The following is a 25,254-nucleotide window of genomic DNA, read 5'->3' as shown; positions in this document are numbered from 1 at the left end:
GGTAATAAAAAACGCCAGCGCAAGGCTGGCGTTCTTTATTGCCCGTAGCGCTTAGCCCAGCAGGGTAGCCCAGCCCTCGACGGCCTCGGCGCCCCACTTGGCCTTCCATTCCTTGAGGGTCTTGTGGTTGCCGCCCTTGGTCTCGATGACTTCACCAGTGTGCGGGTTCTTGTATTGCTTGACCTTGCGAGCGCGCTTGCTCACGGTGCTCTTCGCGGCACGCGGCGATTTGCTCAGCTTCGCGTCCGGATCGAGCAGGGCGATGATATCGCGCAGGGATTTGCCATAGCTGCCCATCAGTGCGCGGAGTTTCTCTTCGAACTCAAGCTCTTTTTTCAGCTTGTCGTCCTGCTCGAGGGATTTCAGGCGCTCTTGAAGTTCCTTGATGGCTTCTTCGGTGGCGCGGTACTCGTTGATCAGCGACATGTTGGGTACCTTATTCTTGAGGTCCAGCGGTGGCGGATAGTTTGTAGCACACATAATAGTCAGCCGAGTTGCTCAAGTAAACTCCGGAGAAAACTTTCGTGGGTAACTAGTCAAGTATTTAAGTTATTAGCCCAGCGGATTTAATCGAAGCATTCGCGCAGGCCCTAATTGGCTCTCGTCGGCCACTCCCGCCCAGTGCTGAACTTTTCCCCTCCAGCCGCTAGAATGGCGGCCTTCGCGATGTATCTGGAGTACACCCATGCGCACTTTTCGACTGGTGATCGCCTGCCCCGACGGGGTCGGCATCGTCGCCAAGGTGAGTAATTTCCTGGCCACTTACAACGGCTGGATCACCGAGGCCAGTCACCATTCCGATAATGACAACGGCTGGTTCTTCATGCGGCATGAAATCCGTGCCGACTCCCTGCCGTTCGACCTCGACGGCTTCCGCCAGGCCTTCGCGCCCATCGCGCGCGAGTTCTCCATGGAATGGCGTATCACCGACTCTTCGGTGAAGAAGCGCGTGGTGCTGATGGCCAGTCGCGAATCGCACTGCCTGGCCGACCTGCTGCACCGCTGGCACAGCGGCGAGCTGGACTGCGAGATTCCCTGCGTGATCGCCAACCACGACGACCTGCGCAGCATGGTGGAGTGGCACGGCATTCCGTACTTCCACGTACCGGTTGACCCGAAGAACAAGCAGCCGGCCTTCGAGGAAGTGTCGCGCCTGATCGACGAGCACCAGGCCGACAACGTGGTGCTGGCGCGCTACATGCAGATCCTGCCGCCGGACCTGTGCCAGAAGTACCGCCACCAGGTGATCAACATCCATCACAGCTTCCTGCCGTCCTTCGTCGGCGCCAAGCCATACCACCAGGCCTCGCTGCGCGGTGTGAAGCTGATCGGCGCGACCTGCCACTACGTGACCGAGGAACTGGACGCCGGCCCGATCATCGAGCAGGACGTGGTGCGCATCAGCCACCGCGACAGCGTCGAGGACCTGGTGCGCCTGGGCAAGGACGTGGAGAAGATGGTGCTGTCGCGCGGCCTGCGCTCCCACCTGGAAGACCGCGTGTTGGTGCACGACAACAAGACCGTGGTGTTCGACTGATCCGCAGTCGGTCGTTCGCTACACTGGGTACTCCGCATGCGCCTGCCATCTTCTGACGGCGGGCGCTGCGCCCAACCGGAGAGTGCCACCATGAGCGACCCGAAGAACCCCGGCACCGCCACTCCGCCGCCTACCCTGGGCGAAGGCTGTGTCCGCCGCTACGACCCCGAAGCCCTGAGCGAAGAAGATGGCACCGAGTTTCCCGGCGCCGCTGAACTCTGGGATTCGCTCAAGCCGAAAACTCCCTCCGAAGGCGAGAAGCCTTCCGAAGCCTGAGTCTCAGGCTTTTTCCCGCAGCCCGATCAATTTGCGCAGCAACGGTCGCCCCGCCATCAGGGCGAATACCGGTGCGCCCATCACCAGGTAGAAGTAGTAGGTCACCACGCGCCAGATCAGGATGGCCGCGGCTGCCGTGGATTTGCCCACCAGCGGGGCGAGCAGCGCCGCGGAGGTCAGCTCGGTGCCTCCGGCGCCACCCGGAAGCAGCGTGGCGAGGCCTGCCGCCAGTGACAGCAACTGGATCAGGAAGGTCCAGGCCCAGTGCAGCTCCACGCCCATTGCGCGCAGGATGAGGTAGAGCACCGAGAAGCGCAGGGTCCAGTGGCAGCAGGTGAGGAAAAAGATCAGTGCAAGGCGCCGTTTCGGCTGGCGCAGGCTGCTGACCAGGGTGTCGCGGAAGTGCAGGCACTTGCGTGCCCAGTGCAGACGCTTGAGTGGCTTCATGCCCAGACGTGTGAGCAGGCGCCCGTTGGCCTTGATCACCCGGCGCTGGAAGCGTGCCAGCAGCACGACACCGAAGAATATGCCGCCCAGCAGCACGCCGCTGGTGATCAGCGACGTCTCCAGGTTCGGGCTGACGCTATGGGACAGGGCCCAGACCAGCACCGCCGCCAGGGCGCAGATGAAGAACATCAGGTCGCTCAGCTGGTCCACGGCGAAGATCGCGCTGCTGTGCGCCGGGCGCATGCCGTGGCGTGACAGCAGGGCCATCAGCGTCAGCGGCGCGCCGGTGCCACCCGGAGTGGCGTAGAAGGCGAACTCCGAGGCCATGATGATGCCCACCGACTGGACCTGGCCGATATCGCCGGCGCGGCCATTGAGCAGCACCCGTAGTTTCTGGGCGTTGATCAGCCAGCACAGCAGGATCATGCCGAACATGATCAGCAGGCTGTCGAGGGGGAAGGCGAGGACCTGGGTGAGCATTTCCCGGCCGCCCAGGGCCAGGGGGATCAGCGAGGCGCCGATCAGGCCCAGCAGCAACCACCAGGCGCGGCTCATGGGCGCACCTGCGGCGATGACGACGGGGTGGGTGAGGCGAGGTGGATGAGACGGGTCTCCAGTCGGGGGCGGGCATTCATGCGCAGTGGACTGCCTTCGGCATGCTGCATTCGCTGAGCTGTGCGCGGGAAAAGGCGCCGCCAATGGCGGCGCCTTGCCTCACTCGGCGGATTTCTCGGCTGAAGAGGCGCCTTCTTCCAGCGCCTTGTTCTCCCAGCCGTCCTCGCCCGGGAGGATCAGGTTGAGGAGAATGGCGACGATGGCGCACAGGGCGATGCCCTTCAGGCCGAAGTCGTCCGGGCCGGTGCCGGTGCCGATCAGCACACCGCCGATGCCGAATACCAGGGTCACCGAGACGATGCACAGGTTACGCGCCTGGGACAGGTCGACCTTGTGACGGATCAGGGTGTTCATGCCCACCGAGGCGATGGTGCCGAACAGCAGGCAGAGAATGCCGCCCATGACCGGTACCGGGATGCTCTGCAGGATGGCGCCGAACTTGCCGACGAAGGCCAGGCTGATGGCGAATACCGCCGCCCAGGTCATGATCTTCGGGTTGTAGTTCTTGGTCAGCATCACCGCGCCGGTTACTTCCGCATAGGTAGTGTTCGGCGGACCGCCGAACAGGCCGGCAGCGGAGGTGGCGATACCGTCGCCCAGCAGGGTGCGGTGCAGGCCCGGAGTCTTCAGGTAGTTCTTGCCGGTCACGCCACCTACGGCGATGACCCCGCCGATGTGCTCGATGGCCGGGGCCAGTGCCACCGGCACAATGAACAGGATGGCCTGCCAGTTGAATTCCGGGGCGGTGAACTTCGGCAGTTCCAGCCAGGGCGCGGCGACGATCTTGGCCACATCGACTACGCCGAACGCGAAGGACAGGCCGTAGCCCACCAGCACGCCGGAGATGATCGGCACCAGGCGCAGCATGCCCTTGCCGAACACCGCGACGATCAGGGTGGTGACCAGCGCCGGCATGGAGATAAACATGGCGGTCTTGTAGGGGATCAGCTCGCTGCCGTCACCGGCCTTGCCCATCGCCATGTTGGCGGCGATCGGCGCCATGGCCAGGCCGATGGAGATGATCACCGGGCCTATCACCACCGGTGGCAGCAGGCGGTCGATGAAGCCGGTGCCCTTGATCTTCACCGCCAGGCCCAGGAAGGTGTAGACGAAGCCCGCCGCCACCACGCCGCCCATGGTCGCGGCCAGGCCGAACTGGCCCTTGGCGAGGATGATCGGGGTGATGAAGGCGAAGCTCGACGCCAGGAACACCGGCACCTGGCGGCCAGTGACGATCTGGAACATCAGGGTGCCGAAGCCGGCGGTGAACAGTGCGACGTTCGGGTCCAGGCCGGTGATCAGCGGCATCAGCACCAGTGCGCCGAAGGCCACGAAGAGCATCTGCGCGCCCGAGATGACCTGGCGCCACAGCGGGTCGTTGTATTCATCGGCCATGAATCAGGTTTCCTTCTGCTTGGTGCCGAAGATCTTGTCACCGGCGTCGCCCAGGCCCGGCATGATGTAACCGTGCTCGTTCAGGCACTGGTCGATCGAGGCGGTATAGATGAGCACGTCCGGATGCGCATCGTTGACCGCCTTGATCCCTTCCGGTGCCGCCACCAGCACCATGGCACGGATGTCCTTGCTGCCGGCCTTCTTCAGCAGGTTGATGGTGGCGACCATGGAGCCACCGGTAGCCAGCATCGGGTCGATGATCAGCGAGCGGCGCTCGGCGATGTCCGGCGCCAGCTTTTCCAGGTAGGTGTGCGCCTCGAGGGTTTCCTCGTTGCGCGCAACGCCCACGGCGCTGACCTTGGCGCCGGGGATCAGGCTGAGCACGCCGTCCAGCATGCCGATGCCGGCGCGCAGGATCGGCACCACGGTGATCTTCTTGCCGGCGATCTTTTCGACCTGAACCGGGCCGGCCCAGCCTTCGATCTCGTAGTTCTCCAGCGGCAGGTCCTTGGTCGCCTCGTAGGTCAGCAGGGCGCCCACTTCCTGGGCCAGCTCGCGGAAGTTCTTGGTACTGATATCGTGACGGCGCATCAGTCCGATCTTGTGGCGGATCAGGGGATGACGAATCTCGAGGACGGGCATGGACGGGGTCTCCGGGCGGGCTGGCAAAAAAATTGCGGTAGCGTAATGCATCCTAGCTATCTTGGGCCACGATTGTCGGGGACTTTCGTCCGCTGACCCTTGCTCCATGGCACGCTGATAGGTACCTTTGCGCACTTTTTCACCGGAGACCCCCCATGTCCGTCGATCTCGCGCACATCCGCCAAGTCATGGCCGAAGCCGACTGCCTGTACACCAACGCCGAGGTCGAGGCTGCCATCGCCCGCGTGGCCGAGGCCATCAATGGTTCTCTCGCCGAGACCAACCCGGTGGTGTTCTGCGTGATGAACGGTGGCCTGATCTTCTCCGGCAAGCTGCTCCCGCTGCTGAACTTCCCACTCGAAGCCTCCTACCTGCATGCGACCCGTTACCGCAATGAAACCACCGGTGGCGAGCTGTTCTGGAAGGCCAAGCCGGAAATCTCCTTCATCGATCGTGAAGTACTGATCGTCGATGACATCCTCGACGAGGGGCACACCCTCACGGCGATCATGGACTTCTGCAAGCACGCTGGCGCCAAGCGCGTGCACACCGCCGTGCTGATCGACAAGGACCACGACCGCAAGGCCCGTCCGGACCTGAAGGCCGACTACGTGGGCCTGTCCTGCGTCGACCGCTACATCTTCGGCTACGGCATGGACTACAAGGGTTACTGGCGCAACGCCGCCGGCATCTTCGCGGTCAAGGGGCTCTGAGATGACTGGACCGCGTTTTCTCGACAGCGCGTTGTTCGACGAGGTCGCGGGCAAGGCCGCTGTCAGCCCTCGGCGTCGGCAGAACCACAACTTCCATGAGCAGACCGAACCCTGCCATCGGCTGCTCAATGCGCTGCAGCCGGACAGCTATATCCCGCCGCATTGCCATCGCCACCCGGACAAGGCCGAGAGCCTGCTGGTGGTGAAGGGTGCGCTGGGCCTGCTGATCTTCTCCGACTCCGGTGAACTGCTCACTACCCGCGAGCTGCGCGCCGGTGGCGAGTGCGTCGGTGCCGACCTGCCGCCGGGCACCTTCCATGCCATCGTCGCACTGGAGCCCGACAGCGTGATGTTCGAAGCCAAGGCCGGCCCCTTCGTGCCGCTGGGCGAGGACGAGCGCGGGCAGTGGGCGCCGCGCGAGGGTGAGGCGGGTGCTGCCGAGTACCTGGCCTGGATGCGCTCGCACTTTCCTGCCTGATTCTGCACGCGCGTAGGAGCGGACTCCGTCCGCGATAGCTTCGCCCAACTCTGTGGCCTAACGGAGCGGTGGTAAATCGGTCGCGGACGGAGTCCGCTCCTACGCCAAGTCATGCATTGAGAAATATCGATGCATGCATGGGCTGACTCGCATTTTTGCCGATGCATGCCCCGCCTATCCTGCGACCCTCGTTGAAAACCGCCTGAGGTTCGCATGTCCCGTCTTCTCTATATCGATGGCCAATGGCAGGCCGCCGACAACGGCGCTGTCCTGCGCCCGATCGATCCGTCCACCCGTGTGGCGCTGCCGGAAGTCGCCTGTGCCGGCGCATCCGACGTCGAGCGTGCCGTCGCCGCGGCCAAGCGAGCCTTCGCCGACTGGCGCCAGACCACCGCTGCCCAGCGCGCCGGTTACCTGCGTGCCTTCGCCGAGCAACTGGAAGCCCGCCGCGAAACCCTGATCGCCCTGCAGATGCAGGCCAGCGGCAAGCCGCGCCTGGAAGCGGAAATCGATATCGGCGACGCCATCGCCACCTTCGCCTACTACGCCGAACTGGCTGACCAGCTCGACGCCCGGCAGAACGCCGAAGTCGCCCTGCCGGACGCCGGCTACCGTTCGCAGACCCGCTTCGAGCCCATCGGCGTGGTCGGCCTGATCGTCCCGTGGAACTTCCCGCTGGTGACCAGCGCCTGGAAAGTCGCGCCGGCCCTGGCGGCGGGTTGCACCGTGGTGCTCAAGCCCTCGGAGATCACCCCACTGATCGAGCTGGTGCTGGGTGAGATCGCCGACGCCATCGGCCTGCCCGCGGGCGTGCTGAACCTGGTGCCGGGCCTGGCCGATGCCGGCGCCGCGCTGTGCAGCCATCCGACCATCGCCAAGCTGTCCTTCACCGGCAGCAACGCTGTGGGCCGCAAGGTCATGGAAGCCGCCGCTGCGCGCACCCTGCCGGTGGGCCTGGAGCTGGGCGGCAAGTCGCCGATCCTGGTATTCGAAGATTGCGACCTGGACGAGGCCGTGCAGTGGATCATCGCCGGCGTCTACTGGAACGCCGGCCAGATGTGCTCGGCTACCTCGCGCCTGCTGGTGCAGGCGTCCATCGCCGAGCCGCTGCTGGCGAAGCTGAAGGTCGCGGTGGAAGGCCTGCGCGTGGGTAACCCGCTGCAGGGCGAGACCGACATGGGCCCGATGACCAGCGAAGCGCAGTACCGCAAGGTGCTCGACTACTTCGCCGTTGCCCGCGACGAGGGACTGGCCTGCCTGACCGGCGGCGAAGCGGGTGAGGGCTGGTTCATCCAGCCGACCGTCTACACCGACGTTCCGGCGGACAGCCGCCTGTGGCGCGAGGAAGTCTTCGGCCCGGTTCTGTGCGTGCGCACCTTCAGCGATGAAACGGATGCCCTGCGTCAGGCCAACGACAACGACTTCGCCCTTGCGGCCACCGTCTGCAGTGCCGACCTGGAGCGCGCCCAGCGCGTCGCCGAGAACCTGGAGGCCGGCAACGTCTGGCTGAACTCGCCGCAAGTGGTATTCCCGCAGACCTCCTGGGGTGGCGGCAAGCGCAGCGGCATCGGCCGTGAGCTGGGCCCGTGGGGCCTGTCGGCATTCTTCGACATCAAGCACATCACCGCGCCGCGCTGACCGGCGTTACCCCGTGCTCCAGGCGCAGGTCCTCCACCAGCGCCTGGAGCGCTTCGTTGTGCCCCGGCTCGTCGCGCACCACCAGGCTATGGGTGATGCCGTAGCCGAGGCTGTCCGGCAGCAGGGCGCGCATGTCGCCCTGGTCGACCCAGCGCTCGGCATAGTGGGTCGGCAGGTAGCCCAGGTGGGTGCCGGCGCGCACCGCGTGAAGCACCGCCTCCATGTGCTGGGTGAAGGCCGTGCTGCGCTGCGGATCGGCCGGGAGCTGCACGTCGGCCACCGCATAGCCGTGCTGAATCCAGTTGCAGCGCTCCAGCTCCGCGACATCCGTCACGTCCTTGGCGAACAACGGATGCTCGCGCCCGCAGAACACTGCCACCCGTTCGTGGTACAGCGGCTCGTAACGCAGGTTCGGCAGGGGCCGGCTGAAGCAGGCGATGGCCAGGTTCAGGCGTCCGTTGAGCAGCATGCGCTCCAGTTCGGTGGAGGATTCGATGAGGAAATGCAGGCGCACGTCCTGGTCGCGGCGGTTGAAGCGCGCGAGGGTGTGATGGATGCGCGCACCGGGCAGGGTGGCAACGTTGTCGGCGATTCCGATATGGAGTTCACCCACAAGACGCCCCGCCAATGACTGCACCTGGTCGCGGAACTCACCCAGGGCGGCGAACAGGTTCTGTGCGTAATCCAGCACCCGCTCGCCTTTCTCGGTCAGGCGGAAGCCACTCTTGCCGCGTTCGCAAAGGCGATAGCCCAGGCGCGTTTCCAGGCTGGCGATGTGCGTGCTGATGGTCGACTGCCCCATGCCCAGTTCACCCTGCGCTGCGGAGAAGCCGCCGCAGCGCACCACGCAGGCGAAGATGCGGAGCAGGCGCAGGTCGAGATCGGAGACGTTGTGCAGCATGGTGTGATCGGTCTCTGTCGATGCAAGGGGCTATTTGTGTTGAAGACTATCAATGTATCGGCGGGCATGCCATGTGCGCCTGTCGTGGCGCTTTGTGCCCGTGCTAGAGTGCTGCGCCTTGTCCTGCGGAGGTGATGATGTCCATTCGCATTCCGGGCGCCGCATTGGCGCTGGCGCTCTGTCTACCCCTCGTGGCATTCGCCGCGCCGCCGATGCACAGCCAGTTCCTGCCTCCGGACGACGCCGGCCTGCGCCAGGGCGAGCCGGAGCAGCAACAGCTGCTGCAGGTCACCGAATACAGCGTGGTACTGGGTAACCAGCGCCAGTCGAACCAGCAGCCGATCCCGATTACCACGCCGTCGCTGCTGCGCCTCAAGGGCAAGGCGCTGAACAAAGGCGCGCAGATCAGCCAGGTGGTGATCAGCTTCGATGCCGAGGGCAAGAGCCTGAAGAAGCCGGCCTACGACGAGAAGACCCGGGTGCTCAGCCTCTATTACCCGCCGGCGTCCTACCCGAAGCTGCTCGATCTGTTGCGCAATGGCACCGTCTACGTGCAGTTCCTCAGCTACGGCAATGGCCATATCTGGGCTGACCTGCACACTGGCGCGGTGCGCGCGCGTTGAGCGGCGCCACCGCGCAGGGTTAAACTGCCCGACCGTGGTGCCCGGCCTGAGCCGATGCCGGCCGCGATTCCCGAGACAGCCGTAGAGAGAAGCGAGCGATGCGTAAAGACAAGAAGCAGGTGATTGGCGAAGAGATCAACGACGACGCCATCAAGCTGTTCCTCGACGTGGAACCGGCCGACGACACTCCGGCCTCCCTGCACAAGCTGGTCAAGGCCTACCGCGGTCTGCGCATCGACGACTTCGAGCGCTTCGTCGGCTTCTTCGTCGAGGCCGGTTACGACCTGTCCGCCAAGGATGCCCAAGGCCAGGACTTCATCGCCCTGATCCAGGACCAGCGCCAGGCCGAGCCTTACATCGAAGTGATCAAGGCTGCTCGCGGCTGATCGGTTCGAGCTGCTGGAAAAGCCCGCCTTGTGCGGGCTTTTTTGATTCTGTCACCTGTAGGAGCGGGCCATGCCCGCGATCGCGCGCATGGCGCGCTCCTTCATCTGAAGCACCGAGGCACGCTCCCGTAGGAGCAGACCTTGTCCGCGAAATCCATCGCGACGGAATACGCTCTCACCGGAAAAACACCTCGGCAAGACGCCAGAACCTGTAGGAGCGCCCTCTCGTGGCGCGAACTGGCGACCCATCCCGAAATCCCCGCCTAGACTTCCCCCTACAACGATAACGACAAGGCGAGGACGAAGCCGTGCAAGTACAGCCCTATCTGTTTTTCCATGGTCGCGCCGATGAGGCCATTGCCTTCTACCAGCATGCGCTGGGTGCCCAGCTCAATATTCTGATGCGCTACGAGGAAGCGCCCGGCCCGTCGCCGGTGCCGGATGGCTGGATGGACAAGGTGATGCACGCCAGCCTGCGCATCGGCGATACCGAGATCCTCCTGTCCGATGGCCGTGGCGAGCACAACGCCGCCTTCAATGGTTTCTCCCTGCACCTGGCGCTGCGCAGCGTGGTGGCGGCGGAGCAGGCGTTCGCCTCGCTGGCGGAAGAGGGGCGGGTGGATATGCCGATGGAGAAGACCTTCTGGGCGCAGCGCTTCGGCATGCTCACCGACCGCTTCGGCGTCGGCTGGATGGTCAGTTGCCACTGACCCTGCACTTAAAACGAAAGCGAAAACGAAAAAGCCCGCCAAAAGGCGGGCTTTTTCATGAGCGCAAGGCTCAGGACGCGGCGGCGATCTGCAGGCGGTCGGCAGTCATCTGGTTGACTTCGCGGTAGACCGCGGCGTCGGTTTCCAGCTGCTTCTCGCGGGCCGGGAAGATCTCCTTGAGCTTCGCGGTCCACTCGGCCGACTTGTAGCGCTCGGGGAAGCAACGCTCCAGCAGGCCCAGCATGATGGACACGGTGACCGAGGCACCCGGCGAGGCGCCGAGCAGGGCAGCGATGCTGCCGTCCTGGGCTGCCACCAGTTCGGTGCCGAACTGCAGGATGCCGCCCTTCTTCGGGTCCTTCTTGATGATCTGCACGCGCTGGCCGGCGGTTTCGAGGCGCCAGTCGGCCGGGTTCAGCTCGGGGTAGAACTTGCGCAGGGAGTCGATGCGCTGGTCCATGGACTGCATGACTTCCTTCACCAGGTAGCGAGTGAGATCCATGTTGTCACGGGCCACGGCGAGCATCGGCAGCAGGTTGCTGGTGCGCACCGAGAGCGGCAGGTCGAGGAACGAGCCGTGACGCAGGAACTTGGTGGAGAAGCCGGCGTAGGGGCCGAACAGCAGGGAGGTCTTGCCCTCGACGACGCGGGTATCCAGGTGCGGCACGGACATCGGCGGGGCGCCGACTTCGGCCTGGCTGTAGACCTTGGCCTGGTGGTGCTTGACCACTTCCGGGTTGTCGCAACGCAGCCACTGGCCGCTCACCGGGAAGCCGCCGAAGCCTTTGCTTTCCGGAATGCCGGACATCTGCAGCAGCGGCAGTGCACCGCCGCCGGCGCCGAGGAAGACGAACTTCGCCTTGACCTTGCGGGCTTCGCCGGACTGGGTGTTCTTGATGTCCACCAGCCAGCCGTCGTCGCTGCGCTCAAGGCCCACGACCTTCTGGAAGTAGCGGACTGCGCTGCCTTCGCGGCTGGCGAGGTAGCCCAGCAGCTGATTGGTCAGGGCGCCGAAGTTGACGTCGGTGCCGCTTTCCACGCGGGTCATGGCGACCTGCTCGTCGGCCGGACGGCCGGGCACGGTCAGCGGTGCCCACTCGGCGATCTGCGCGCGGTCCTCGGTGTATTCCATCGAGGTGAAGGCGTGGTGCTGGCTGAGCAGCTCGAAGCGCTTCTTCAGGAAAGGAATATCCTTGCCGCGAACGAAGCTCATGTGCGGAACGGGGTTGATGAAGTTGCGCGGTGCGCCGAAGGCATCTTTCCCGGTCAGGTAGGCCCAGAACTGCTTGGACACCTCGAACTGGGCGTTGATGTTCACCGCCTTCTTGATGTCGATCGAGCCATCGGCGGCCTGCGGGGTGTAGTTCAGCTCGCAGAGGCCGGCGTGACCGGTACCGGCGTTGTTCCACGGGTTGGAACTTTCGATGGCCCCGGACTCCTGCAGTTCGACGATCTCGAGCTTGACGCTCGGATCGACTTCCTTGAGCAGGACAGCCAGGGTTGCACTCATGATGCCGGCGCCTACCAGCAGTACGTCCATCGATTCGTAATCGTTCTGCGCCATTAACGCGTCTCCAAAAAACTATCAGCAGCCAGTTGTGACAGGGGCTTGGCGCGCTGGGCGCGAAAAGCCGCCAGTCCGAATTCTTCTCAGGTCGCGTGCGACCATCCGCGAATGCCTTGGGCCGGGATTAGAGGAGGGAAAATGCGCACCTTCGCTCGGCAATCCACGGCGGACGATCAGGACATCCGCAAGTGCATCGGGTGGGCGCTTATGCGCGGCTTCCGGTGCCGAAAAAGCGATTCAGTGCTGCGGGGACAGACGTTAATGGTGCTGCTACCGACGCAAAACTCTTCATTGCTCGCCACACTCTCGTGAAGTAGTGAAAAACCTTCAAATCACGCTCTTTTGGAGGCGTGAAACTCAAAGGGGATCGTCGTTGCGGGCCGGTCCGGTCTCCGTACGGAGGGGGCGGCTGCATCCTTGCCAAGCGTTCTGCGCAACGAACGTAAAGCGCGACGGCCAGTGACCGAGGCGAGTGGCGACTCTCTTTGAGGGGTGGCAGAGGCGAGACACGGCGTGTCGGCATCATGCGGGGCCCGATCTGGAGGCGTCCTTATAATCGGGGGGCGATTATAACGGCGAAACAAAAAAAAAGCCCTGCACCTTAGACTTTTTTCCGAGGCTTTGACTCTGGAATTGCGTTTTTCGCCCCGCCTTGGTGCGTCTCGGCTCGAGGCCGGTCAATACGGCATGTGGCCGCGCCACTTGGGGAACCCTGAGAACCTGTTCCGCGTCCAATGGCCAGGCGCTATCTGCTTGCGCTGACGGCCGGTATACTGCCGGCCAACCGCCCAACCCATGGAGAGATGAGCATGCTGCAACGTTTGTTGCTCAGCTTTATCGCTGCTGCCAGCCTGACCCTGACCGGCTGTGCGCTCAGCCCGCAACAACTCAACCCGGACCCTGTGTTCAAGGGCCCCGTCACTGCCATTGGCCAGGGCCAGCCGGTAGTGGTCAAGGTCGTCGACGGCCGCCCCAGCACCTCGCTGGGCACCCGTGGTGGCCTGTACTCGGAAACCAGCTCGATCACCGTGCGCAGCCAGGACGTGATTCCCAAGCTGCAGCTGCAGGCCGAGACCGCCGTGCGCCTGCTGGGCTTCACGCCGTCGCCGAACGCCTACAACGCGCCGCAGCTGACCGTGACCCTGGCTGAGCTGAAGTACCAGTCGCCCAAGGAAGGCATGTACGTCACCGAGGCCGATATCAGCGCCACCTTCCGCGTCGATGTGCAGAACAGCGCGCGTCACTACAGCGGCCGCTACGGCGCCGCCCTGAACCAGCGTTTCGGCATGGCGCCCAACGAGGCGACCAACAGCAAGCTGGTGAGCGACGTGCTCAGCGATGCCCTGAACCGCGTGTTCAAGGACCCGACCGTCGGCCAGACGCTGAACCAGCGCTGATCGATGCGTCCTTGATCCGTACGGACATGAAAAAGCCCGGCTGATGCCGGGCTTTTTCATGGGCCGCTGAAGATGGTGCGATCAGGCGGCCTGGCGGTACGGGTCGACTTCGCAGAACGGAATGCGTTCGTGGCTTTCCGGCAGGTCCAGGTGTTCGTGGCCGCAGGCCTGGGTGTAGACCAGCCAGTGATCGTCCTGGACGTTGAACGACAGTTCGACGACGACGGCTTCGATTTCTTCCAGATGTTCGATCAGGTACGCGTTTTCGTGGGGGACGATGTCGAGCATGGCGAATCTCCTTGGCGAAAGACTTCGAATGGCAGAATTCGTTGTAGCCAGCAACGTGCCAGTGCGCGCGCGAGGTCCTAGACCGATTCTCGATAACTCTTACGCTCGTCGTAATTAAGCGTTACGCGCTGGCTGGAGTGACTGGCCTGCGGATAAAATGCGCGACGATTGTTTCTCATCCATGACGGGCGATGCCCGTTCATCCAGTAGACTCACCCCCGGCTCTCCTTCGCGATAACTGGTGTGCAGTCCCGAAGTGGAGGTTGTGATGTCGCTGCAGGCGCTCTGGAGCTTATTCCAGGCCCATCCCGGTCGGATCCTCAATGATCTGGCGCTGTTCTTCGCCCTGGCGGGCGCCTGGCTGCTGCTGGCCACTCGCCGTCGTGAGCGTCTGGCCCTGGCGCGTCTGGCCACCGAAAGCGAGCTGCAGCCGATTCCGCTGGACAGCTTCGAGCCGACGCTGCGGCTGAACCGCTTCTTCTACCGCTTCGGCTTCGCCTGCATGGCGCTGGCGCTGGCGGCCAGTTGGTACAGCACGCAGCTGTGATGAGCCGGAATTGAAAAAGGCGCCCGAGGGCGCCTTTTTTCATGCCTGCTTGAGGCGGTACTGGTTCAGGACCGGATTGGCGTACTGCAGGATCAGGTACGCGCGCTGCTCGCTGGGGCACTCGGCCAGGCGACGCTCCCATTCGGTGCGGGCGCGGCGCAGCTCCTCGTCCTTGAACAGGCTGGCGGCGGTGGGCACCTGCAGCGCCGGATCGCGCAGCGTGGAGGCCTCGTAGGCCAGGTAGTGCACCGGGAACAGCCGGTAGTTGCCGAGGATCTGCCGGTCCAGTTCGGCGGCCAGTTGCTTGGCATCGCCGAATTCGCCGGTGATTTCCTCGCCGAAGTTGATGTGCACCCGGCCCTTGTAGCCGGTGATGCCCTGCACGATGCTGCGGTCGTCCTCGCCCGGCGCCTTCTTGTACTCGCCGGTGGTGGCGCGGGTGAACAGCTCGCGGGCCTTGGCGGCGTCGCAGGGGTCGTACTCGTAGCTGATCGACACCGGGATCAGGTGCAGCTCGCGGATCACCTCGGCGAACGGCTCGTCCTTGCGGCTCATGTGGAACATCTTGAGGATCGCCGAATCGGTGCGGTCATCCCCGTCCTTGGCGCGGCCTTCGGCCTGGGCGATCCAGATCGACTGGCCGTCCTCGCGGATCGAGTGATTGATGTAGGCCGAGAGCTTCTGGTAAGCCGCCAGCTTCTCGCGCCGGCCGGTGATCGAGCGGTGCACGATGAAGCTCTTGTTCAGGCGCATCAGGTCGCTGACGAACGGCTTCTGCAGCAGGTTGTCGCCGATGGCGATGCGCGGCGTCGGCAGCTTGGCGTGGTAGATCGCGTAGTTGCAGAAGGCCGGGTCCATCACGATGTCGCGGTGGTTGGCGATGAACAGGTACGCGCAGCCGGGCTTCAGGCGCTCGACGCCGGAATAGGTGACGCCGTCGGTGGCGTGCTCGATGGTGCGGTCGACGTAGGGCTCGATCTTGTCCTGCAGCGCGATCACGCTACGGATGCCGGTGACTTCGCGAGCCAGGCGATGAGCTATAAGTGGTCTGAGCAGCCAGCCGAGCGGACCGGACAGACGGGGGAAGCGGTAACGCGCCAGTGCGCCAAGGAAGGCGTCATCACTCAGCAGGCGTTGCAGGACGGCCGGGACTTCGGCGTCATTGTACGGTCGGATGGCTTCGAACTCGCCCATCATGCTCTCTATGAATTTTTTGTGGGTATCACGGGCCGGGCCGCGAAATAGACGGCTCGGAGGGTTGCCTGGGAACCGATCGGTCAGACTGGGCACCCTGAAAGACCGCGCGATTATAAACGGAAGTCACAGGGGAACCAGCGATGCTCGAAAGTCAGGCCTATACCTGCCCCTATTGCGGCGAGCCGGCGGAGGCCGTGATTGACCTCTCCGGCGGCGACCAGCGCTACTATGAAGACTGTCCGGTATGTTGCCGACCGATCCTGTTCCAGCTTTGCACCGATGGTGTGGAGTGGTCCCTGGAAGTCCAGCGCGAGGACGACTGATGCAGCGAATCTACGAACCCGCCGACCTGATCGAGGCCGAACTGCTGGGCGGGATGCTGGCCAACGAGGGCATTTCGTCGCACCTGGGTGGGCGCCACCTGCTCGGCGGTGTCGGTGAGCTGCCGGGCATGGGCTTGCTGCACCTGTGGGTCGAGAACGAGCATGCCGAGCGGGCGAGGGAGCTGATCGCCGCGTACAATGCCGCGCAACCCCTGCCGGGACCCGCCGACGACAACGAGGCCGGTCCTGGCGTCCTGCTGTGCTGATTGATCCCTCCCTCCCCGTGAACGACTGCCCATGACCAGCCGCTACGCCCTGTTCCGCTGGAACCGCGAACTTGCCCAGAGCTCGGGCTTCCCCGCGGACCTGCAGCCGCAATGGAACCTCGCCCCCGGCGCGCGCGTACTGATGCTGCGCGAGGAGGGTGGTGCGCATTGCGCCGACCTCGCGCGCTGGGGCCTGACGCCGGCCTGGCTGAAGGACCTGTCGCGCACCCCGGCCCATGCCCGCGCCGAAACCATTGCCGAACAGCCGATGTTCCGTGACGCCTTTGCCCAGCGCCGCTGCCTGCTGCCGGCCAACGGCTTCTACGAGTGGCGCGGCGTGCGCAAGCGCCCGCACTGGATTTCCGGCGGCGGGCTGATCTGTTTCGCGGGGGTGTGGGAGGCCTATCCGGTGGAGGGGCATGTCTACTACAGCGTGGCGATGGTCACCCAGGCGGCCGGGGACATGCGCCGGCCGTTGATCCTCGATGCGGTGGAGCAGGCGCAGTGGCTGTCGAACGAGACCGATCGGGCGCGCTTGCTTGAGTTGCTGCAATTGCCGCTGGCGCGGTTGCGCGAGCAGGTGCTGGCGAGTTTCGTCAATGATCCCACGTGCAACGGGCCGGAGTGCCTGACGCCGGCCTGATGCCGGACTCCCTGTGAAACGGAGTTGACCTGTAGGAGCGCCCCATGGGCGCGATCGCGGACTCCGTCCGCTCCTACAGGAGTCGTGCACCAGGACTGGAGTTGCCGCAATTCGTAGGATGGGTGGAGCGAAGCGATACCCATGCTGTCGGTGCACGATGTTGATGGGTTTCGCTTCGCTCTACGCCATCCTACAAGGGCACAAAAGACAGTTGCTCCTACAGGGATCGCGGGGCAGCCCCCGCGATCATGCTCACACCCTGAACTGATTCACCAACCGACGCTGCTGCTCGGCCAGCTTGGTCAGCTCGGCGCTGGCCTGGGAGGCTTCGTCCGCGCCGCCAGCGACCTGGTTGGCGACCATGCCGATGTTGCTGACGTTGCGGTTGATGTCCTCGGCCACCGCGCTCTGCTCTTCGGCGGCGCTGGCGATCTGGGTGTTCATGTCGTTGATCACCGAGACCGCCTGGGTGATCGACTCCAGCGCCTGGGCCGCCTCGCTGGCGTGGCGCACGCTGTCGTCGGTCTTCTCCTGGCTCTGCTGCATCACCTGCACCACTTCGCGGGTGCCGTGCTGCAGCTGCTGGATCATCGACTGGATTTCCTCGGTGGCCTGCTGGGTCTTCTGCGCCAGGTTGCGCACCTCGTCGGCGACCACCGCGAAGCCGCGTCCCTGCTCGCCGGCGCGGGCCGCTTCGATGGCGGCGTTGAGCGCCAGCAGGTTGGTCTGCTCGGCGATGCCGCGAATGGCCACCAGGATCGCGTTGATGTTCTCGCTGTCGCGGGCCAGGGTCTGGACGACGCCCACCGCGCGGCCGATCTCGCTGGCCAGCGCCTGGATCGCCGCCGAGCTGCTCTCGACGATGCGCTTGCCGTGGTGCGCGGCCTGGTCGGCGTGGTTGGCCGCTTCCGCCGCGTGAGTGGCGTTGCGCGCCACGTCCTGGGCGGTGGCGGTCATCTCGTGGACGGCGGTGGCCACCAGTTCGATTTCCGCCAGCTGCTTCTGCACGCCCTGGTTGGTGCGGATGGCGATGTCGGCGGTGTGTTCGGAGGAATCGCTGACGCGCTGCACCGAGGTCACCACCTGGCCGATCATGCCCTGCAGCTTGCCGAGGAAGGTGTTGAAGCCCTTGGCGATGGAGCCCAGTTCGTCGGCGCGGTCGCTGGTCAGGCGGCGGGTCAGGTCGCCTTCGCCCTGGGCGATATCGTCGAGCATGCCGACCAACTGGCGCAGCGGGCGGGCGATGCCGTGGCCGACCAGCCAGATCACCGCAAGGCCGATAGCGGCGATCAGCAGGCCCACCAGGGTCATGCCCAGGGTGTCGCCGTCGCGTTGCGACTTCAGGTCGGCCTGCAGCTGCTTCAGGTCACCCAGCACGGCTTCCTGCGGCAGTTGCAGCATCAGGGTCCAGCGCGCGCCGGAATCGGCGATGGTGAAGGGCAGGAACAGCTCGATGTGGCCGTGCTCCTGGTCCACCGAAGTCAGCGGCTGGTCGAGCGTCAGCTTGCTCAGGTTGGCCACTTCGCTGGCGTCCAGCACGCTGCTGGCAGGCTCGCCGAGCTTGCTCGGGTCCTTGGTGTAGGCGACCAGGCGGCCATTGGTGGAGATCAGCGCCATCTCGCCGGCGCCGTGGTAAAGCTGGCCGTCGGCGGCCTTGAGCAGGTCCTGGATGAAGTCCAGCGACAGGTCCACGCCGACGGTGCCCTTGAACTGGCCCTTGACCATGATCGGTGCGTTGAAGGAGGACATCAGCACCATCTTGCCAGCCATCTCATAGGGCGCCGGGTCGACGATGCAGGGCTGGTGCTTCTCTTTCGGGCACAGGTAGTACTCGCCTTCGCGCACGCCGGTGGGCTGCATCTTCTGGCTTTCCAGGGTGTCGCCCATGGCTTCCACGGTCAGGCCGCCGTCCTTGCGGTACCACCAGGGCATGAAGCGGCCGCTGGCGTCGTAGCCCGGCAGGCCGGCGTACTGGCTGTCGCTGCCGGCAAAAGCATTGGGTTCCCAGCCGGCGAAGGCGTCGAGCAGCTTGGGATTTTGTGCCACGGTCTGGCGCAGCAGGTTGGACATGCCGGCACGGCCTATGCCCAGAACCGGCTGGCCGTTGGCGTCGGTCTCGTCGAGCAGGGCGTTGGTGTTGGCCAGGTCGCGGGCGACCGTCAGCGGGTATTCCAACTCACGCTGGATCTGGCTGACCTGGCCGCGCGCCATAGCCACCAGGCGCTCATTGATCACCTGCTCGAGCAAGGCCTGGGTGCGTTCCTGCACCAGCGCCTGGGTCCTGGCCCCCGCGAACAGCGCATACAGCACCAATGCCGCGACCACCGCCAAGACGCTGGCCCCGGCCAGCGCCACCACGGAAAACTGGATCGACTTGAATTTCATACGGGTATCCGATGTCCCAGAGCCTGCGTGTGCCTGGTTATCGGCAGGCAGGGGCGGTTTCCTTAGGGGCTGCTTGTAATGGGTTGTAACGCCGTTGTACGCCGCTTGTTGCCGGGTAGTTGCCGGGCATCGGGGCGCGGCCTACCATGCGCGCTGTCTTTGGGTAATTGCACAGTTTCAGGAGAGCAGCATGCCCCGTCTTTTCCGTGTCGCCGGCCTGGCCGCAGCCCTGCTGCTGACCGCTTGCCAGGAGGTGAGCACCACCAACGGCGGCGTCGTCGGCGTCAACCGCCAGCAGACCATGTTCAGCATGCTGTCCAGTGCGCAGGTCGATCAGATGTACGCCCAGTCCTACCAGCAGACCCTCGGCGAGGCGTCCAAGGCCGGCAAGCTGGACGCCAGCAGCAGTGATGCCAAGCGTGTGAAGGCCATCGCCAGTCGGTTGATTCCGCAGACCGGCGCCTTCCGTCCGGATGCACCGTCCTGGAAGTGGGAAGTCAACGTGATCAAGAGCGACGAGCTCAACGCCAACTGCGGTCCCGGCGGCAAGATCATCGTCTACACCGGGCTGATCGATAAGTTGAAGCTGACCGATGACGAACTCGCCGCCGTGATGGGCCATGAGATCGCCCACGCCCTGCGCGAGCACGGCCGTGAAGCCATGTCCCGCGCCTACGCCGAGCAGATGGGCCTGGGCATCGGCGGCGCCCTGCTGGGCCTGGGCCAGAACAGCGTCGACCTGGCCCACCAGGTAGTGGAATACAGCCTGACCCTGCCCAACAGCCGGCAGAACGAGAACGAAGCTGACCTGATCGGCCTGGAATTGGCCGCCCGCGCCGGCTATAACCCCAACGCCGCGATGACCTTGTGGCAGAAGATGGGACAGGCCGGTGGCGATGCTCCGCCGGAAATCCTCAGCACCCACCCGGCCGACAGCACCCGGATGGCCAACCTGCAGGCTGCCATTCCGAAGGTGATGCCGCTTTACGAGCAAGCCAAAGGCCACTGATTGGCCCGCCAGGAGCGGCGCGTGGTTGCGCCGCTGTGCAACGTGAACAGGGAGCGCCCGTGAAAATTGCTGTACTTGGAGCCACAGGGCTCCTGGGCCATCACGCTGCCCGTGCCATCAAGGCCGCGGGACACCAGTTGGTGCTGATCCATCGGCCGTCGTCGCAGATTCAGCGGCTGGCCTACCTCGAACCGGAATGCCGGGTGGCCGAGCTCTTCGACCACCGCGGCATGGCGCGAGCGCTGAGCGGCCTGGATGCGGTGATCTTCAGCGCCGGCTACTACCCGGTGCGGCCGCGTCGCTGGCAGGAAGAGGTGGCCAGTGCCCTGGACCTGACCAACCACTTCTACGCCGCCTGTCTGCAGGCCAAGGTGCCGCGCATCCTCTACGTCGGTTCGGCCTTCGCCATGCCGTTGCACCCCCAGGGGCTGCCGGGGCACGAGGGGCTGTTCTACGAGGGCCTGCCTACCGGCAAGAGTGCCTACGTCATGTGCAAGTGGGCGCTCGACGAGCAGGCCCGCGAGCAGGCGCGCGGCGGGTTGCCGGTGGTGATCGGGATTCCCGGCATGGCGCTGGGCGAGCTCGACATCGGCCCGACCACCGGACGGCTGATCACCGCCATCGGGCATGATGAGATGCTTCACTACGTGCCGGGCCGGCGCAACGTGATCGACGCCGCCGAGGCCGGCCGTGGCCTGCTGCTGGCGCTGGAGCGCGGCCGGGTCGGCGAGCGCTACCTGCTCACCGGGCACAACATCGAGATGGGCGAGTTGACCGCCACCATCGCTCGCCTGTTGGGCAAGCCGGCGCCGACACCGATGCCACTGCACCGTGCGCGCGCCTTGGCGACCCTGGGTCGCTGGCGCTACCGGCTGACCGGCAAGGTGCCGCTGCTGGACGATACGGCGATCGAGGTGATGGCCGGCGGGCAGTTCCTCGATGGGCGCAAGGCGCGCGAAGAGCTGCGCTTCGAGTCCCATGTGCCGCTGGAGGATACGCTGGAGCGGGCGATCGCCTGGTTCCATGCCAATGACTATCTGTAGATTGCGCACCCTGTAGGAGCCACTGTCTTTTGGGCTCCCGCGTTCGCGGGAGTGACGGAGGTGGGATTCGCGCTCCCTGCGTCATCCCCGCGAACGCGGGGACCCAGAAACAATGTAGGAGCGAGCTTGCTCGCGAACCCGCCCCGCTGCGGGGGGCGCGAGCAACCTCGCTCCTACGAAGAGCACAAATGAAAAGGCCCGGCAGATGCCGGGCTTTTTCATCTCAGGGCAGCGCCTTCTCGGCAAAGGGCCGGTTCTGCAGCCCCATCTGCGCGCGGAAGCTTTCCATGTCGAACATGGTGCACAGTTCGACGATTTCCCCGGTACTGCTGAACACCCAGAAGCCCATGGCCGACAGGCTGAGAATCTTTTCGCTGGCCGGGTAGCCGAAGGCGGGGCGGGAGATGCTGCCCAGCAGGGTGCTCCAGGTGAACACCTTGTTGCCTTCGCGGATGCATTCCTCCACCACCACTTCCAGGTCCGGCATGGCCGAGCGGATCTCCTGTACCAGGCGGCGGTAGCCGGCGTTGTTCAGGGGTTGCGCGGTGAAGGCGCTCTTGTAGATGAAGTCCGGGCTGTGCAGCTGCTCGGCCAGCGCCAGGTGACCCTTGTTCCACGCAAGGTCGATGTGCTGGCGAGCGAGCTTCTTGAGATCCTTCTCAGACATGGCGCTTCCTGTGCTTGCTGATGTACGGGGAGAATGGCGCACCACTGTGTATCGATTGTGAAACACAGGCATTGGCCGGCGCGCCAGGCTCCCTCGAGCTCAGGTCAGAGCACGCCGCCCAGTTGCAACGCATGCCAGACGGCGGCCAGGCCGAGAACGGCGAAGGCGGCGGCGGCCAGGCGGCGGATCAGGTTGAGCGGCAGGCGATCGGCGGCGAAGTTGCCGGCCAGCACCACCGGCACGTTGGCGATCAGCATGCCCAGCGTGGTGCCCATCACCACCAGCCAGAAGTGCGGGTACTGCGCGGCCAGCATCACGGTGGCGACCTGGGTCTTGTCGCCCATCTCGGCGAGGAAGAAGGCGATCAGGGTGGTGAGGAACGGGCCGAATTTCTTCAGCGCGCCTTCTTCGTCGTCATCCAGCTTGTCGGGGATCAGGGTCCAGCCGGCGACGGCCAGGAAGCACGCGGCCAGCACCCAGCTCAGGGTGGTTGCCGAGAAGAAGCTGGCGACCCAGCTGCCAACGGCGCCGGCGGCGAAGTGGTTGGCCAGGGTGGCGGCGATGATCCCGGCGATGATCGGCCAGGGCTTGCGGAAACGGGCAGCGAGGACGAGCGCGAGCAGTTGCGTCTTGTCGCCGATTTCGGCCAGGGCAACGATCAGGGTTGGGACGAAGAGGGATTCCATCAGGCTTCCTAAGGGGCGGGTCGACTAATCACCATGACACGCGCCACCTGCCCGCCCCGGGTCAGGTTGCTCGTGTCATAGGTCTTGTCAAACCCGGGCCTGAGCGTTGCAGGCGTGGGTCGCACGCGCCATGGTCTGTGGACCAAGTGTGTTGACGCGTACCGGGCGAGCTGGGCGCTCGCGGGAGACTACTCCCCTAGGACGGGGGCATTCTGCCCAAGTCCTAGGACTTGGGCAAGCCTGCGCGTCGGATCATTCGCGGTGGGAGCGGATGTCCATGTCCTCGTAGCGAATGAAGCGGGTGCCGTTCTTGAAGCGGTAGCCCAGCCAGATCGAGAGGAACAGCGGGATGGTGATGTAGGTGGCGATCAGCCCGGGCCAGTCCACGTGCTCGCCGACGAACGCCTGGTAGTTCTGCCCCAGGGTGATGACCAGGCAGAGGGTGAAGGCGAACAGCGGGCCAAAGGGGAACCATTTGGCGCGGTACGGCAGGCTGTTGAGGTCGCCGCCCTGCAGGACAAAGGCCTTGCGGAAGCGGTAATGCGACACGGCGATGCCCAGCCAGACGATGAAGCCGCACATGCCCGAGGCGTTGAGCAGCCAGGTGTAGACGGTCTTGTCGCCGATGAAGCTGGTGAGGAAGCACAGCGCGCCGACGAAGGTGGTGGCCAGCAGCGCATAGCGCGGCACGCCGCTATCGGACACCTGGGTGAACAGGCGCGGCGCCTTGCCCTGGGTGGCCATGGTGTAGAGCATCCGGGTCGAGGCGTACATGCCCGAGTTGCCCGCCGAGAGGATCGCCGAGAGGATCACCGCGTTCATCACGCCCGCGGCGGCGGCGAGGCCCGCGCGCTCGAACAGCAGGGTGAAGGGCGAGGTGCTGATGTCGGCGCTGTCGGTCTTGAGCAGGTTCGGATCTGTGTAGGGGATCAGCATGCCGATCACGAAGATCGACAGGATGTAGAACATCAGGATTCGCCAGAACACCTGGCGGATGGCGATGGGAATGGACTTCTGCGGGTTTTCCGATTCACCGGCGGCGACGCCGATCAGCTCGGTGCCCTGGAAGGAGAAACCGGCGATCATCGCCACCCCGATCATCGCCTGCAGGCCGCCGACGAAGGGTGCGTCACCGGTGGTGAAGTTGCTGAAGCCGGGGCTGTCGATGCCGTGCATGATGCCGATGATGCTGGCCAGGCCAATGCCGATGAATACGACGACGGCGACCACCTTGATCAGTGCGAACCAGAACTCGCTCTCGCCGAAGCCCTTCACCGAGAAGAAGTTGAGCATGAACATGATGCCCAGGAACACCACGCTCCAGTAGATGCCGGGCACGTCAGGGAGCCAGAACTTCATCACCAGCTGTGCGGCCACCAGTTCCGCGGCGATGGTCACCGCCCAGTTGTACCAGTAGTTCCAACCCATGGCGAAACCGAAGCCATCGTCGATGAAACGGCTGCCGTAGGTGCAGAACGAGCCGGAATCGGGGATGTGCGCCGCCAGCTCGCCGAGGCTGGTCATGAGGAAGAACACCATCAGGCCGATCAGCGCGTAGGCCATCAGCGCGCCGCCGGGGCCGGCGGTGGCGATGGTGCTGCCGGAGGCGACGAACAGGCCGGTGCCGATGGAGCCGCCGATGGCGATCATGTTCAGGTGGCGGGGCTTGAGAGAGCGCTTCAGGTGATGCGGCTTCTCTTTCGGCCCCATGGCGAATGTCAGCTCGACATCGTCGTTGATTCTGCGATTCACGGGTGTCCTCGATCAGTCTGGGCGTGCAGCGGCGCGCCGGTCCATGGCTCGCTGCAGTGTAGTGCGGGCCTTGGGTCAGCGCCGTCGGGCGCTATAAATGCGGAAGCCGTCGGACTCGGCCAGGGTCTGGCAGGGGCCGAGGTGCTGCTCGATCAGCGGCGGGTATTTCAGGAAGCTGTTGGCCACCAGGCGCAATTCGCCGCCGGACGCCAGATGGCGCGCGGACTGGCGCAGCAGGTGTTCAGTAGCCGCATAGCTGGTGTGCACGCCTTGGTGGAAGGGCGGGTTGCTGACGATGGCGGCGAGGTTTTCCGGTGCGGCATCGATGCCGTCGCCGGCGATCACTTCGCCTTCCAGGTTGTTGGCGGCCAGGGTCAGGCGGCTGCTCTCGACGGCGAAGGCGTCGACGTCCAGCAGGGTCAGGCGGCTCTGTGGATAACGTCGTTTGAGCGTTGCGCCGAGCACCCCCGCGCCGCAGCCGAAGTCCAGCACATGGCCGCTCGGCAGGCCGTCCAGTTGCTCCAGCAACAGGGCACTGCCGCGATCCAGGCGGCCATGGCTGAACACGCCGGGCAGGGTGATGACTTGCAGAGGGCCATCGGCCAGCGGCAGTTCATAGCGTTGCGCCAAGGCGTGCAGGTCGGGTGCTACAGGCGCACCGTCGATGTGCGCGTGCCACAGCTGGCAATGGCGGGCACTGTCGAGCTTGCTGGCGCGGCCGAATTCGCCGAGCTGCTTGCTGGCGCGTTCGACGCCGGCGCGCTTCTCGCCGAGCAGATACAGCTCGCCGCCGGGCACGCAACTGGCCAGGGCGGCGAACAGGTAATCGGTGAGTTCACGGGATTTGGGCAGGAACAGCACGGCGGCGTCGAACTCGCCTTCCGGGGCGGTCGCGCCGAAGTGGCAGCGGCCCGGATAGCGGGCTTCGAGCTGGCGGGCTTCGCCGGCGTGCCAGCTCCAGCCCCGGGCCTGCGGCAGGTCGCCGAGCAAGGCGTCGGCGGGCAGGCCGGCGAGCAGGACGCGGCCCTGGAAGCGCTCGATCTGGCGCAGCAGCACTTCACTGGTGGGGGCGTTGGACATGCGGCCTCCTGGAAAAAAGGGCGGGAGTTTAGCAGGGCCGCAA

At 64.9% G+C, this 25,254-nt stretch carries 28 protein-coding genes and 1 riboswitch; of the genes, 15 read left to right on the top strand and 13 right to left on the bottom strand.

Annotated features, from left to right (window positions below):
* Window positions 1-51: 51 nt before the first annotated feature.
* A complete protein-coding gene (mvaT, locus tag GA645_RS23040) occupies window positions 52-426 on the bottom strand; it encodes a histone-like nucleoid-structuring protein MvaT (protein WP_152225797.1) in 375 nt (124 codons plus the stop codon).
* Window positions 427-685: 259 nt separating this feature from the next.
* On the opposite strand from mvaT, the gene purU reads away from it, so the two are divergent.
* Complete coding sequence (purU, locus tag GA645_RS23035; RefSeq protein WP_152225795.1) at window positions 686-1,537, top strand: formyltetrahydrofolate deformylase; 852 nt, start codon at window positions 686-688, stop codon at window positions 1,535-1,537.
* A gap of 90 nt (window positions 1,538-1,627) precedes the next feature.
* Window positions 1,628-1,813: a hypothetical protein gene (locus tag GA645_RS23030; protein ID WP_152225793.1), complete on the top strand. Its 186-nt coding sequence runs from the start codon at window positions 1,628-1,630 to the stop codon at window positions 1,811-1,813.
* 3 nt (window positions 1,814-1,816) lie between these two features.
* Here the strand turns inward: GA645_RS23030 and GA645_RS23025 are convergent, their stop codons facing one another.
* The 3 genes from GA645_RS23025 to upp form a co-directional block, all read right to left on the bottom strand.
* Complete coding sequence (locus tag GA645_RS23025) at window positions 1,817-2,815, bottom strand: lysylphosphatidylglycerol synthase transmembrane domain-containing protein (RefSeq protein ID WP_152225791.1); 999 nt, start codon at window positions 2,813-2,815, stop codon at window positions 1,817-1,819.
* 159 nt (window positions 2,816-2,974) lie between these two features.
* Window positions 2,975-4,270 carry a uracil-xanthine permease family protein gene (locus tag GA645_RS23020; RefSeq protein WP_152225789.1) on the bottom strand — a complete coding sequence of 432 codons (1,296 nt, stop codon included), beginning with the start codon at window positions 4,268-4,270 and terminating at the stop codon, window positions 2,975-2,977.
* Between the two features lie 3 nt (window positions 4,271-4,273).
* A complete protein-coding gene (gene upp, locus GA645_RS23015; RefSeq protein WP_152225787.1) occupies window positions 4,274-4,912 on the bottom strand; it encodes a uracil phosphoribosyltransferase in 639 nt (212 codons plus the stop codon).
* A 155-nt stretch (window positions 4,913-5,067) separates the two neighbouring features.
* Between upp and GA645_RS23010 the strand changes: the two genes are divergently transcribed.
* The 3 genes from GA645_RS23010 (at window position 5,068) to GA645_RS23000 (ending at window position 7,741) form a co-directional block, all read left to right on the top strand.
* A complete protein-coding gene (locus GA645_RS23010; protein WP_152225785.1) occupies window positions 5,068-5,625 on the top strand; it encodes a hypoxanthine-guanine phosphoribosyltransferase in 558 nt (185 codons plus the stop codon).
* Window position 5,626: 1 nt separating this feature from the next.
* A complete protein-coding gene (locus GA645_RS23005) occupies window positions 5,627-6,103 on the top strand; it encodes a WbuC family cupin fold metalloprotein (protein WP_152225783.1) in 477 nt (158 codons plus the stop codon).
* Between the two features lie 213 nt (window positions 6,104-6,316).
* Complete coding sequence (locus GA645_RS23000) at window positions 6,317-7,741, top strand: aldehyde dehydrogenase family protein (RefSeq protein ID WP_152225782.1); 1,425 nt, start codon at window positions 6,317-6,319, stop codon at window positions 7,739-7,741.
* On the opposite strand, the gene GA645_RS22995 is transcribed toward GA645_RS23000, so the two are convergent.
* Window positions 7,725-8,642, bottom strand: coding sequence for a LysR family transcriptional regulator (locus GA645_RS22995; protein WP_152225780.1), 918 nt, complete (start codon window positions 8,640-8,642; stop codon window positions 7,725-7,727). The two genes, GA645_RS23000 and GA645_RS22995, sit on opposite strands and share 17 nt — an antisense overlap.
* Before the next feature lie 137 nt (window positions 8,643-8,779).
* Here GA645_RS22995 and GA645_RS22990 point away from each other — a divergent pair, with 137 nt between their 5' ends.
* From GA645_RS22990 to GA645_RS22980, 3 genes are all read left to right on the top strand, one after another.
* Window positions 8,780-9,265 carry a hypothetical protein gene (locus GA645_RS22990; protein ID WP_152225778.1) on the top strand — a complete coding sequence of 162 codons (486 nt, stop codon included), beginning with the start codon at window positions 8,780-8,782 and terminating at the stop codon, window positions 9,263-9,265.
* Between the two features lie 98 nt (window positions 9,266-9,363).
* The gene (locus tag GA645_RS22985; RefSeq protein WP_017519723.1) at window positions 9,364-9,651 is read left to right on the top strand and encodes a PA4642 family protein; all 288 of its coding nucleotides are present in this window, start codon (window positions 9,364-9,366) and stop codon (window positions 9,649-9,651) included.
* A 308-nt stretch (window positions 9,652-9,959) separates the two neighbouring features.
* The gene (locus GA645_RS22980; RefSeq protein WP_152225776.1) at window positions 9,960-10,361 is read left to right on the top strand and encodes a VOC family protein; all 402 of its coding nucleotides are present in this window, start codon (window positions 9,960-9,962) and stop codon (window positions 10,359-10,361) included.
* 70 nt (window positions 10,362-10,431) lie between these two features.
* Here the strand turns inward: GA645_RS22980 and mqo are convergent, their stop codons facing one another.
* Window positions 10,432-11,925 carry a malate dehydrogenase (quinone) gene (gene mqo, locus GA645_RS22975; protein WP_152225774.1) on the bottom strand — a complete coding sequence of 498 codons (1,494 nt, stop codon included), beginning with the start codon at window positions 11,923-11,925 and terminating at the stop codon, window positions 10,432-10,434.
* An 812-nt stretch (window positions 11,926-12,737) separates the two neighbouring features.
* Here mqo and GA645_RS22970 point away from each other — a divergent pair.
* Window positions 12,738-13,325, top strand: coding sequence for a YajG family lipoprotein (locus tag GA645_RS22970; protein WP_152225772.1), 588 nt, complete (start codon window positions 12,738-12,740; stop codon window positions 13,323-13,325).
* Between the two features lie 81 nt (window positions 13,326-13,406).
* Here the strand turns inward: GA645_RS22970 and GA645_RS22965 are convergent, their stop codons facing one another.
* The gene (locus tag GA645_RS22965; protein WP_152225770.1) at window positions 13,407-13,613 is read right to left on the bottom strand and encodes a hypothetical protein; all 207 of its coding nucleotides are present in this window, start codon (window positions 13,611-13,613) and stop codon (window positions 13,407-13,409) included.
* Between the two features lie 268 nt (window positions 13,614-13,881).
* On the opposite strand from GA645_RS22965, the gene GA645_RS22960 reads away from it, so the two are divergent.
* Entirely contained in the window at window positions 13,882-14,160 is a 279-nt protein-coding gene (locus GA645_RS22960; protein WP_152225768.1) for a hypothetical protein, read from the top strand.
* Between the two features lie 39 nt (window positions 14,161-14,199).
* On the opposite strand, the gene GA645_RS22955 is transcribed toward GA645_RS22960, so the two are convergent.
* Entirely contained in the window at window positions 14,200-15,357 is a 1,158-nt protein-coding gene (locus GA645_RS22955) for a 1-acyl-sn-glycerol-3-phosphate acyltransferase (RefSeq protein ID WP_152225766.1), read from the bottom strand.
* A 140-nt stretch (window positions 15,358-15,497) separates the two neighbouring features.
* On the opposite strand from GA645_RS22955, the gene GA645_RS22950 reads away from it, so the two are divergent.
* Genes GA645_RS22950 through GA645_RS22940 form a run of 3 tightly spaced genes read left to right on the top strand, consistent with a single transcriptional unit; the run spans window position 15,498 to window position 16,589 of the window.
* Window positions 15,498-15,680 (top strand): CPXCG motif-containing cysteine-rich protein, encoded by a 183-nt coding sequence (locus GA645_RS22950; RefSeq protein ID WP_152225764.1) that lies wholly within the window; start codon window positions 15,498-15,500, stop codon window positions 15,678-15,680.
* Window positions 15,680-15,946 (top strand): DUF2007 domain-containing protein, encoded by a 267-nt coding sequence (locus tag GA645_RS22945; RefSeq protein ID WP_152225762.1) that lies wholly within the window; start codon window positions 15,680-15,682, stop codon window positions 15,944-15,946. The genes GA645_RS22950 and GA645_RS22945 overlap by 1 nt, the downstream gene beginning before the upstream one ends.
* 31 nt (window positions 15,947-15,977) lie before the next feature.
* Window positions 15,978-16,589 carry an SOS response-associated peptidase gene (locus GA645_RS22940; RefSeq protein WP_152225760.1) on the top strand — a complete coding sequence of 204 codons (612 nt, stop codon included), beginning with the start codon at window positions 15,978-15,980 and terminating at the stop codon, window positions 16,587-16,589.
* Between the two features lie 252 nt (window positions 16,590-16,841).
* On the opposite strand, the gene GA645_RS22935 is transcribed toward GA645_RS22940, so the two are convergent.
* On the bottom strand, window positions 16,842-18,974 hold the full coding sequence (locus GA645_RS22935; protein ID WP_152225758.1) for a methyl-accepting chemotaxis protein: 2,133 nt from the start codon (window positions 18,972-18,974) through the stop codon (window positions 16,842-16,844).
* A gap of 190 nt (window positions 18,975-19,164) precedes the next feature.
* On the opposite strand from GA645_RS22935, the gene GA645_RS22930 reads away from it, so the two are divergent.
* Together GA645_RS22930 and GA645_RS22925 are read left to right on the top strand one after the other, a co-directional pair.
* Window positions 19,165-19,983: a M48 family metallopeptidase gene (locus GA645_RS22930; RefSeq protein WP_152225756.1), complete on the top strand. Its 819-nt coding sequence runs from the start codon at window positions 19,165-19,167 to the stop codon at window positions 19,981-19,983.
* Between the two features lie 35 nt (window positions 19,984-20,018).
* Window positions 20,019-21,026, top strand: coding sequence for an NAD-dependent epimerase/dehydratase family protein (locus GA645_RS22925; protein WP_152225754.1), 1,008 nt, complete (start codon window positions 20,019-20,021; stop codon window positions 21,024-21,026).
* Between the two features lie 223 nt (window positions 21,027-21,249).
* On the opposite strand, the gene GA645_RS22920 is transcribed toward GA645_RS22925, so the two are convergent.
* The 4 genes from GA645_RS22920 to GA645_RS22905 form a co-directional block, all read right to left on the bottom strand.
* Complete coding sequence (locus tag GA645_RS22920; RefSeq protein ID WP_152225752.1) at window positions 21,250-21,693, bottom strand: ketosteroid isomerase-related protein; 444 nt, start codon at window positions 21,691-21,693, stop codon at window positions 21,250-21,252.
* A gap of 104 nt (window positions 21,694-21,797) precedes the next feature.
* Window positions 21,798-22,379: a TMEM165/GDT1 family protein gene (locus GA645_RS22915; protein ID WP_152225750.1), complete on the bottom strand. Its 582-nt coding sequence runs from the start codon at window positions 22,377-22,379 to the stop codon at window positions 21,798-21,800.
* Between the two features lie 77 nt (window positions 22,380-22,456).
* A riboswitch (yybP-ykoY riboswitch) is annotated at window positions 22,457-22,588 on the bottom strand.
* A gap of 43 nt (window positions 22,589-22,631) precedes the next feature.
* Window positions 22,632-24,089, bottom strand: a complete 1,458-nt coding sequence (locus tag GA645_RS22910; protein ID WP_152228268.1) for an amino acid permease — start codon at window positions 24,087-24,089, stop codon at window positions 22,632-22,634.
* Window positions 24,090-24,206: 117 nt separating this feature from the next.
* Window positions 24,207-25,211 carry a class I SAM-dependent methyltransferase gene (locus tag GA645_RS22905; RefSeq protein ID WP_152225748.1) on the bottom strand — a complete coding sequence of 335 codons (1,005 nt, stop codon included), beginning with the start codon at window positions 25,209-25,211 and terminating at the stop codon, window positions 24,207-24,209.
* Window positions 25,212-25,254 lie beyond the last annotated feature (43 nt).

Origin of the sequence: Pseudomonas sp. SCB32 (genome assembly GCF_009189165.1) — a bacterium.
Lineage (GTDB): Bacteria > Pseudomonadota > Gammaproteobacteria > Pseudomonadales > Pseudomonadaceae > Pseudomonas.
This window is presented reverse-complemented; position numbering and strand designations above follow the sequence as displayed.

What these genes read in the sequence shown, in the direction of transcription:
- mvaT (WP_152225797.1), bottom strand. Translation starts at nt 426, where the DNA reads ATGTCGCTGATCAACGAGTACCGCGCCACCGAAGAAGCCATCAAGGAA.
- purU (WP_152225795.1), top strand. Translation starts at nt 686, where the DNA reads ATGCGCACTTTTCGACTGGTGATCGCCTGCCCCGACGGGGTCGGCATC.
- GA645_RS23030 (WP_152225793.1), top strand. Translation starts at nt 1,628, where the DNA reads ATGAGCGACCCGAAGAACCCCGGCACCGCCACTCCGCCGCCTACCCTG.
- GA645_RS23025 (WP_152225791.1), bottom strand. Translation starts at nt 2,815, where the DNA reads ATGAGCCGCGCCTGGTGGTTGCTGCTGGGCCTGATCGGCGCCTCGCTG.
- GA645_RS23020 (WP_152225789.1), bottom strand. Translation starts at nt 4,270, where the DNA reads ATGGCCGATGAATACAACGACCCGCTGTGGCGCCAGGTCATCTCGGGC.
- upp (WP_152225787.1), bottom strand. Translation starts at nt 4,912, where the DNA reads ATGCCCGTCCTCGAGATTCGTCATCCCCTGATCCGCCACAAGATCGGA.
- GA645_RS23010 (WP_152225785.1), top strand. Translation starts at nt 5,068, where the DNA reads ATGTCCGTCGATCTCGCGCACATCCGCCAAGTCATGGCCGAAGCCGAC.
- GA645_RS23005 (WP_152225783.1), top strand. Translation starts at nt 5,627, where the DNA reads ATGACTGGACCGCGTTTTCTCGACAGCGCGTTGTTCGACGAGGTCGCG.
- GA645_RS23000 (WP_152225782.1), top strand. Translation starts at nt 6,317, where the DNA reads ATGTCCCGTCTTCTCTATATCGATGGCCAATGGCAGGCCGCCGACAAC.
- GA645_RS22995 (WP_152225780.1), bottom strand. Translation starts at nt 8,642, where the DNA reads ATGCTGCACAACGTCTCCGATCTCGACCTGCGCCTGCTCCGCATCTTC.
- GA645_RS22990 (WP_152225778.1), top strand. Translation starts at nt 8,780, where the DNA reads ATGTCCATTCGCATTCCGGGCGCCGCATTGGCGCTGGCGCTCTGTCTA.
- GA645_RS22985 (WP_017519723.1), top strand. Translation starts at nt 9,364, where the DNA reads ATGCGTAAAGACAAGAAGCAGGTGATTGGCGAAGAGATCAACGACGAC.
- mqo (WP_152225774.1), bottom strand. Translation starts at nt 11,925, where the DNA reads ATGGCGCAGAACGATTACGAATCGATGGACGTACTGCTGGTAGGCGCC.
- GA645_RS22970 (WP_152225772.1), top strand. Translation starts at nt 12,738, where the DNA reads ATGCTGCAACGTTTGTTGCTCAGCTTTATCGCTGCTGCCAGCCTGACC.
- GA645_RS22965 (WP_152225770.1), bottom strand. Translation starts at nt 13,613, where the DNA reads ATGCTCGACATCGTCCCCCACGAAAACGCGTACCTGATCGAACATCTG.
- GA645_RS22960 (WP_152225768.1), top strand. Translation starts at nt 13,882, where the DNA reads ATGTCGCTGCAGGCGCTCTGGAGCTTATTCCAGGCCCATCCCGGTCGG.
- GA645_RS22955 (WP_152225766.1), bottom strand. Translation starts at nt 15,357, where the DNA reads ATGATGGGCGAGTTCGAAGCCATCCGACCGTACAATGACGCCGAAGTC.
- GA645_RS22950 (WP_152225764.1), top strand. Translation starts at nt 15,498, where the DNA reads ATGCTCGAAAGTCAGGCCTATACCTGCCCCTATTGCGGCGAGCCGGCG.
- GA645_RS22945 (WP_152225762.1), top strand. Translation starts at nt 15,680, where the DNA reads ATGCAGCGAATCTACGAACCCGCCGACCTGATCGAGGCCGAACTGCTG.
- GA645_RS22940 (WP_152225760.1), top strand. Translation starts at nt 15,978, where the DNA reads ATGACCAGCCGCTACGCCCTGTTCCGCTGGAACCGCGAACTTGCCCAG.
- GA645_RS22935 (WP_152225758.1), bottom strand. Translation starts at nt 18,974, where the DNA reads ATGAAATTCAAGTCGATCCAGTTTTCCGTGGTGGCGCTGGCCGGGGCC.
- GA645_RS22930 (WP_152225756.1), top strand. Translation starts at nt 19,165, where the DNA reads ATGCCCCGTCTTTTCCGTGTCGCCGGCCTGGCCGCAGCCCTGCTGCTG.
- GA645_RS22920 (WP_152225752.1), bottom strand. Translation starts at nt 21,693, where the DNA reads ATGTCTGAGAAGGATCTCAAGAAGCTCGCTCGCCAGCACATCGACCTT.
- GA645_RS22915 (WP_152225750.1), bottom strand. Translation starts at nt 22,379, where the DNA reads ATGGAATCCCTCTTCGTCCCAACCCTGATCGTTGCCCTGGCCGAAATC.
- GA645_RS22910 (WP_152228268.1), bottom strand. Translation starts at nt 24,089, where the DNA reads ATGGGGCCGAAAGAGAAGCCGCATCACCTGAAGCGCTCTCTCAAGCCC.
- GA645_RS22905 (WP_152225748.1), bottom strand. Translation starts at nt 25,211, where the DNA reads ATGTCCAACGCCCCCACCAGTGAAGTGCTGCTGCGCCAGATCGAGCGC.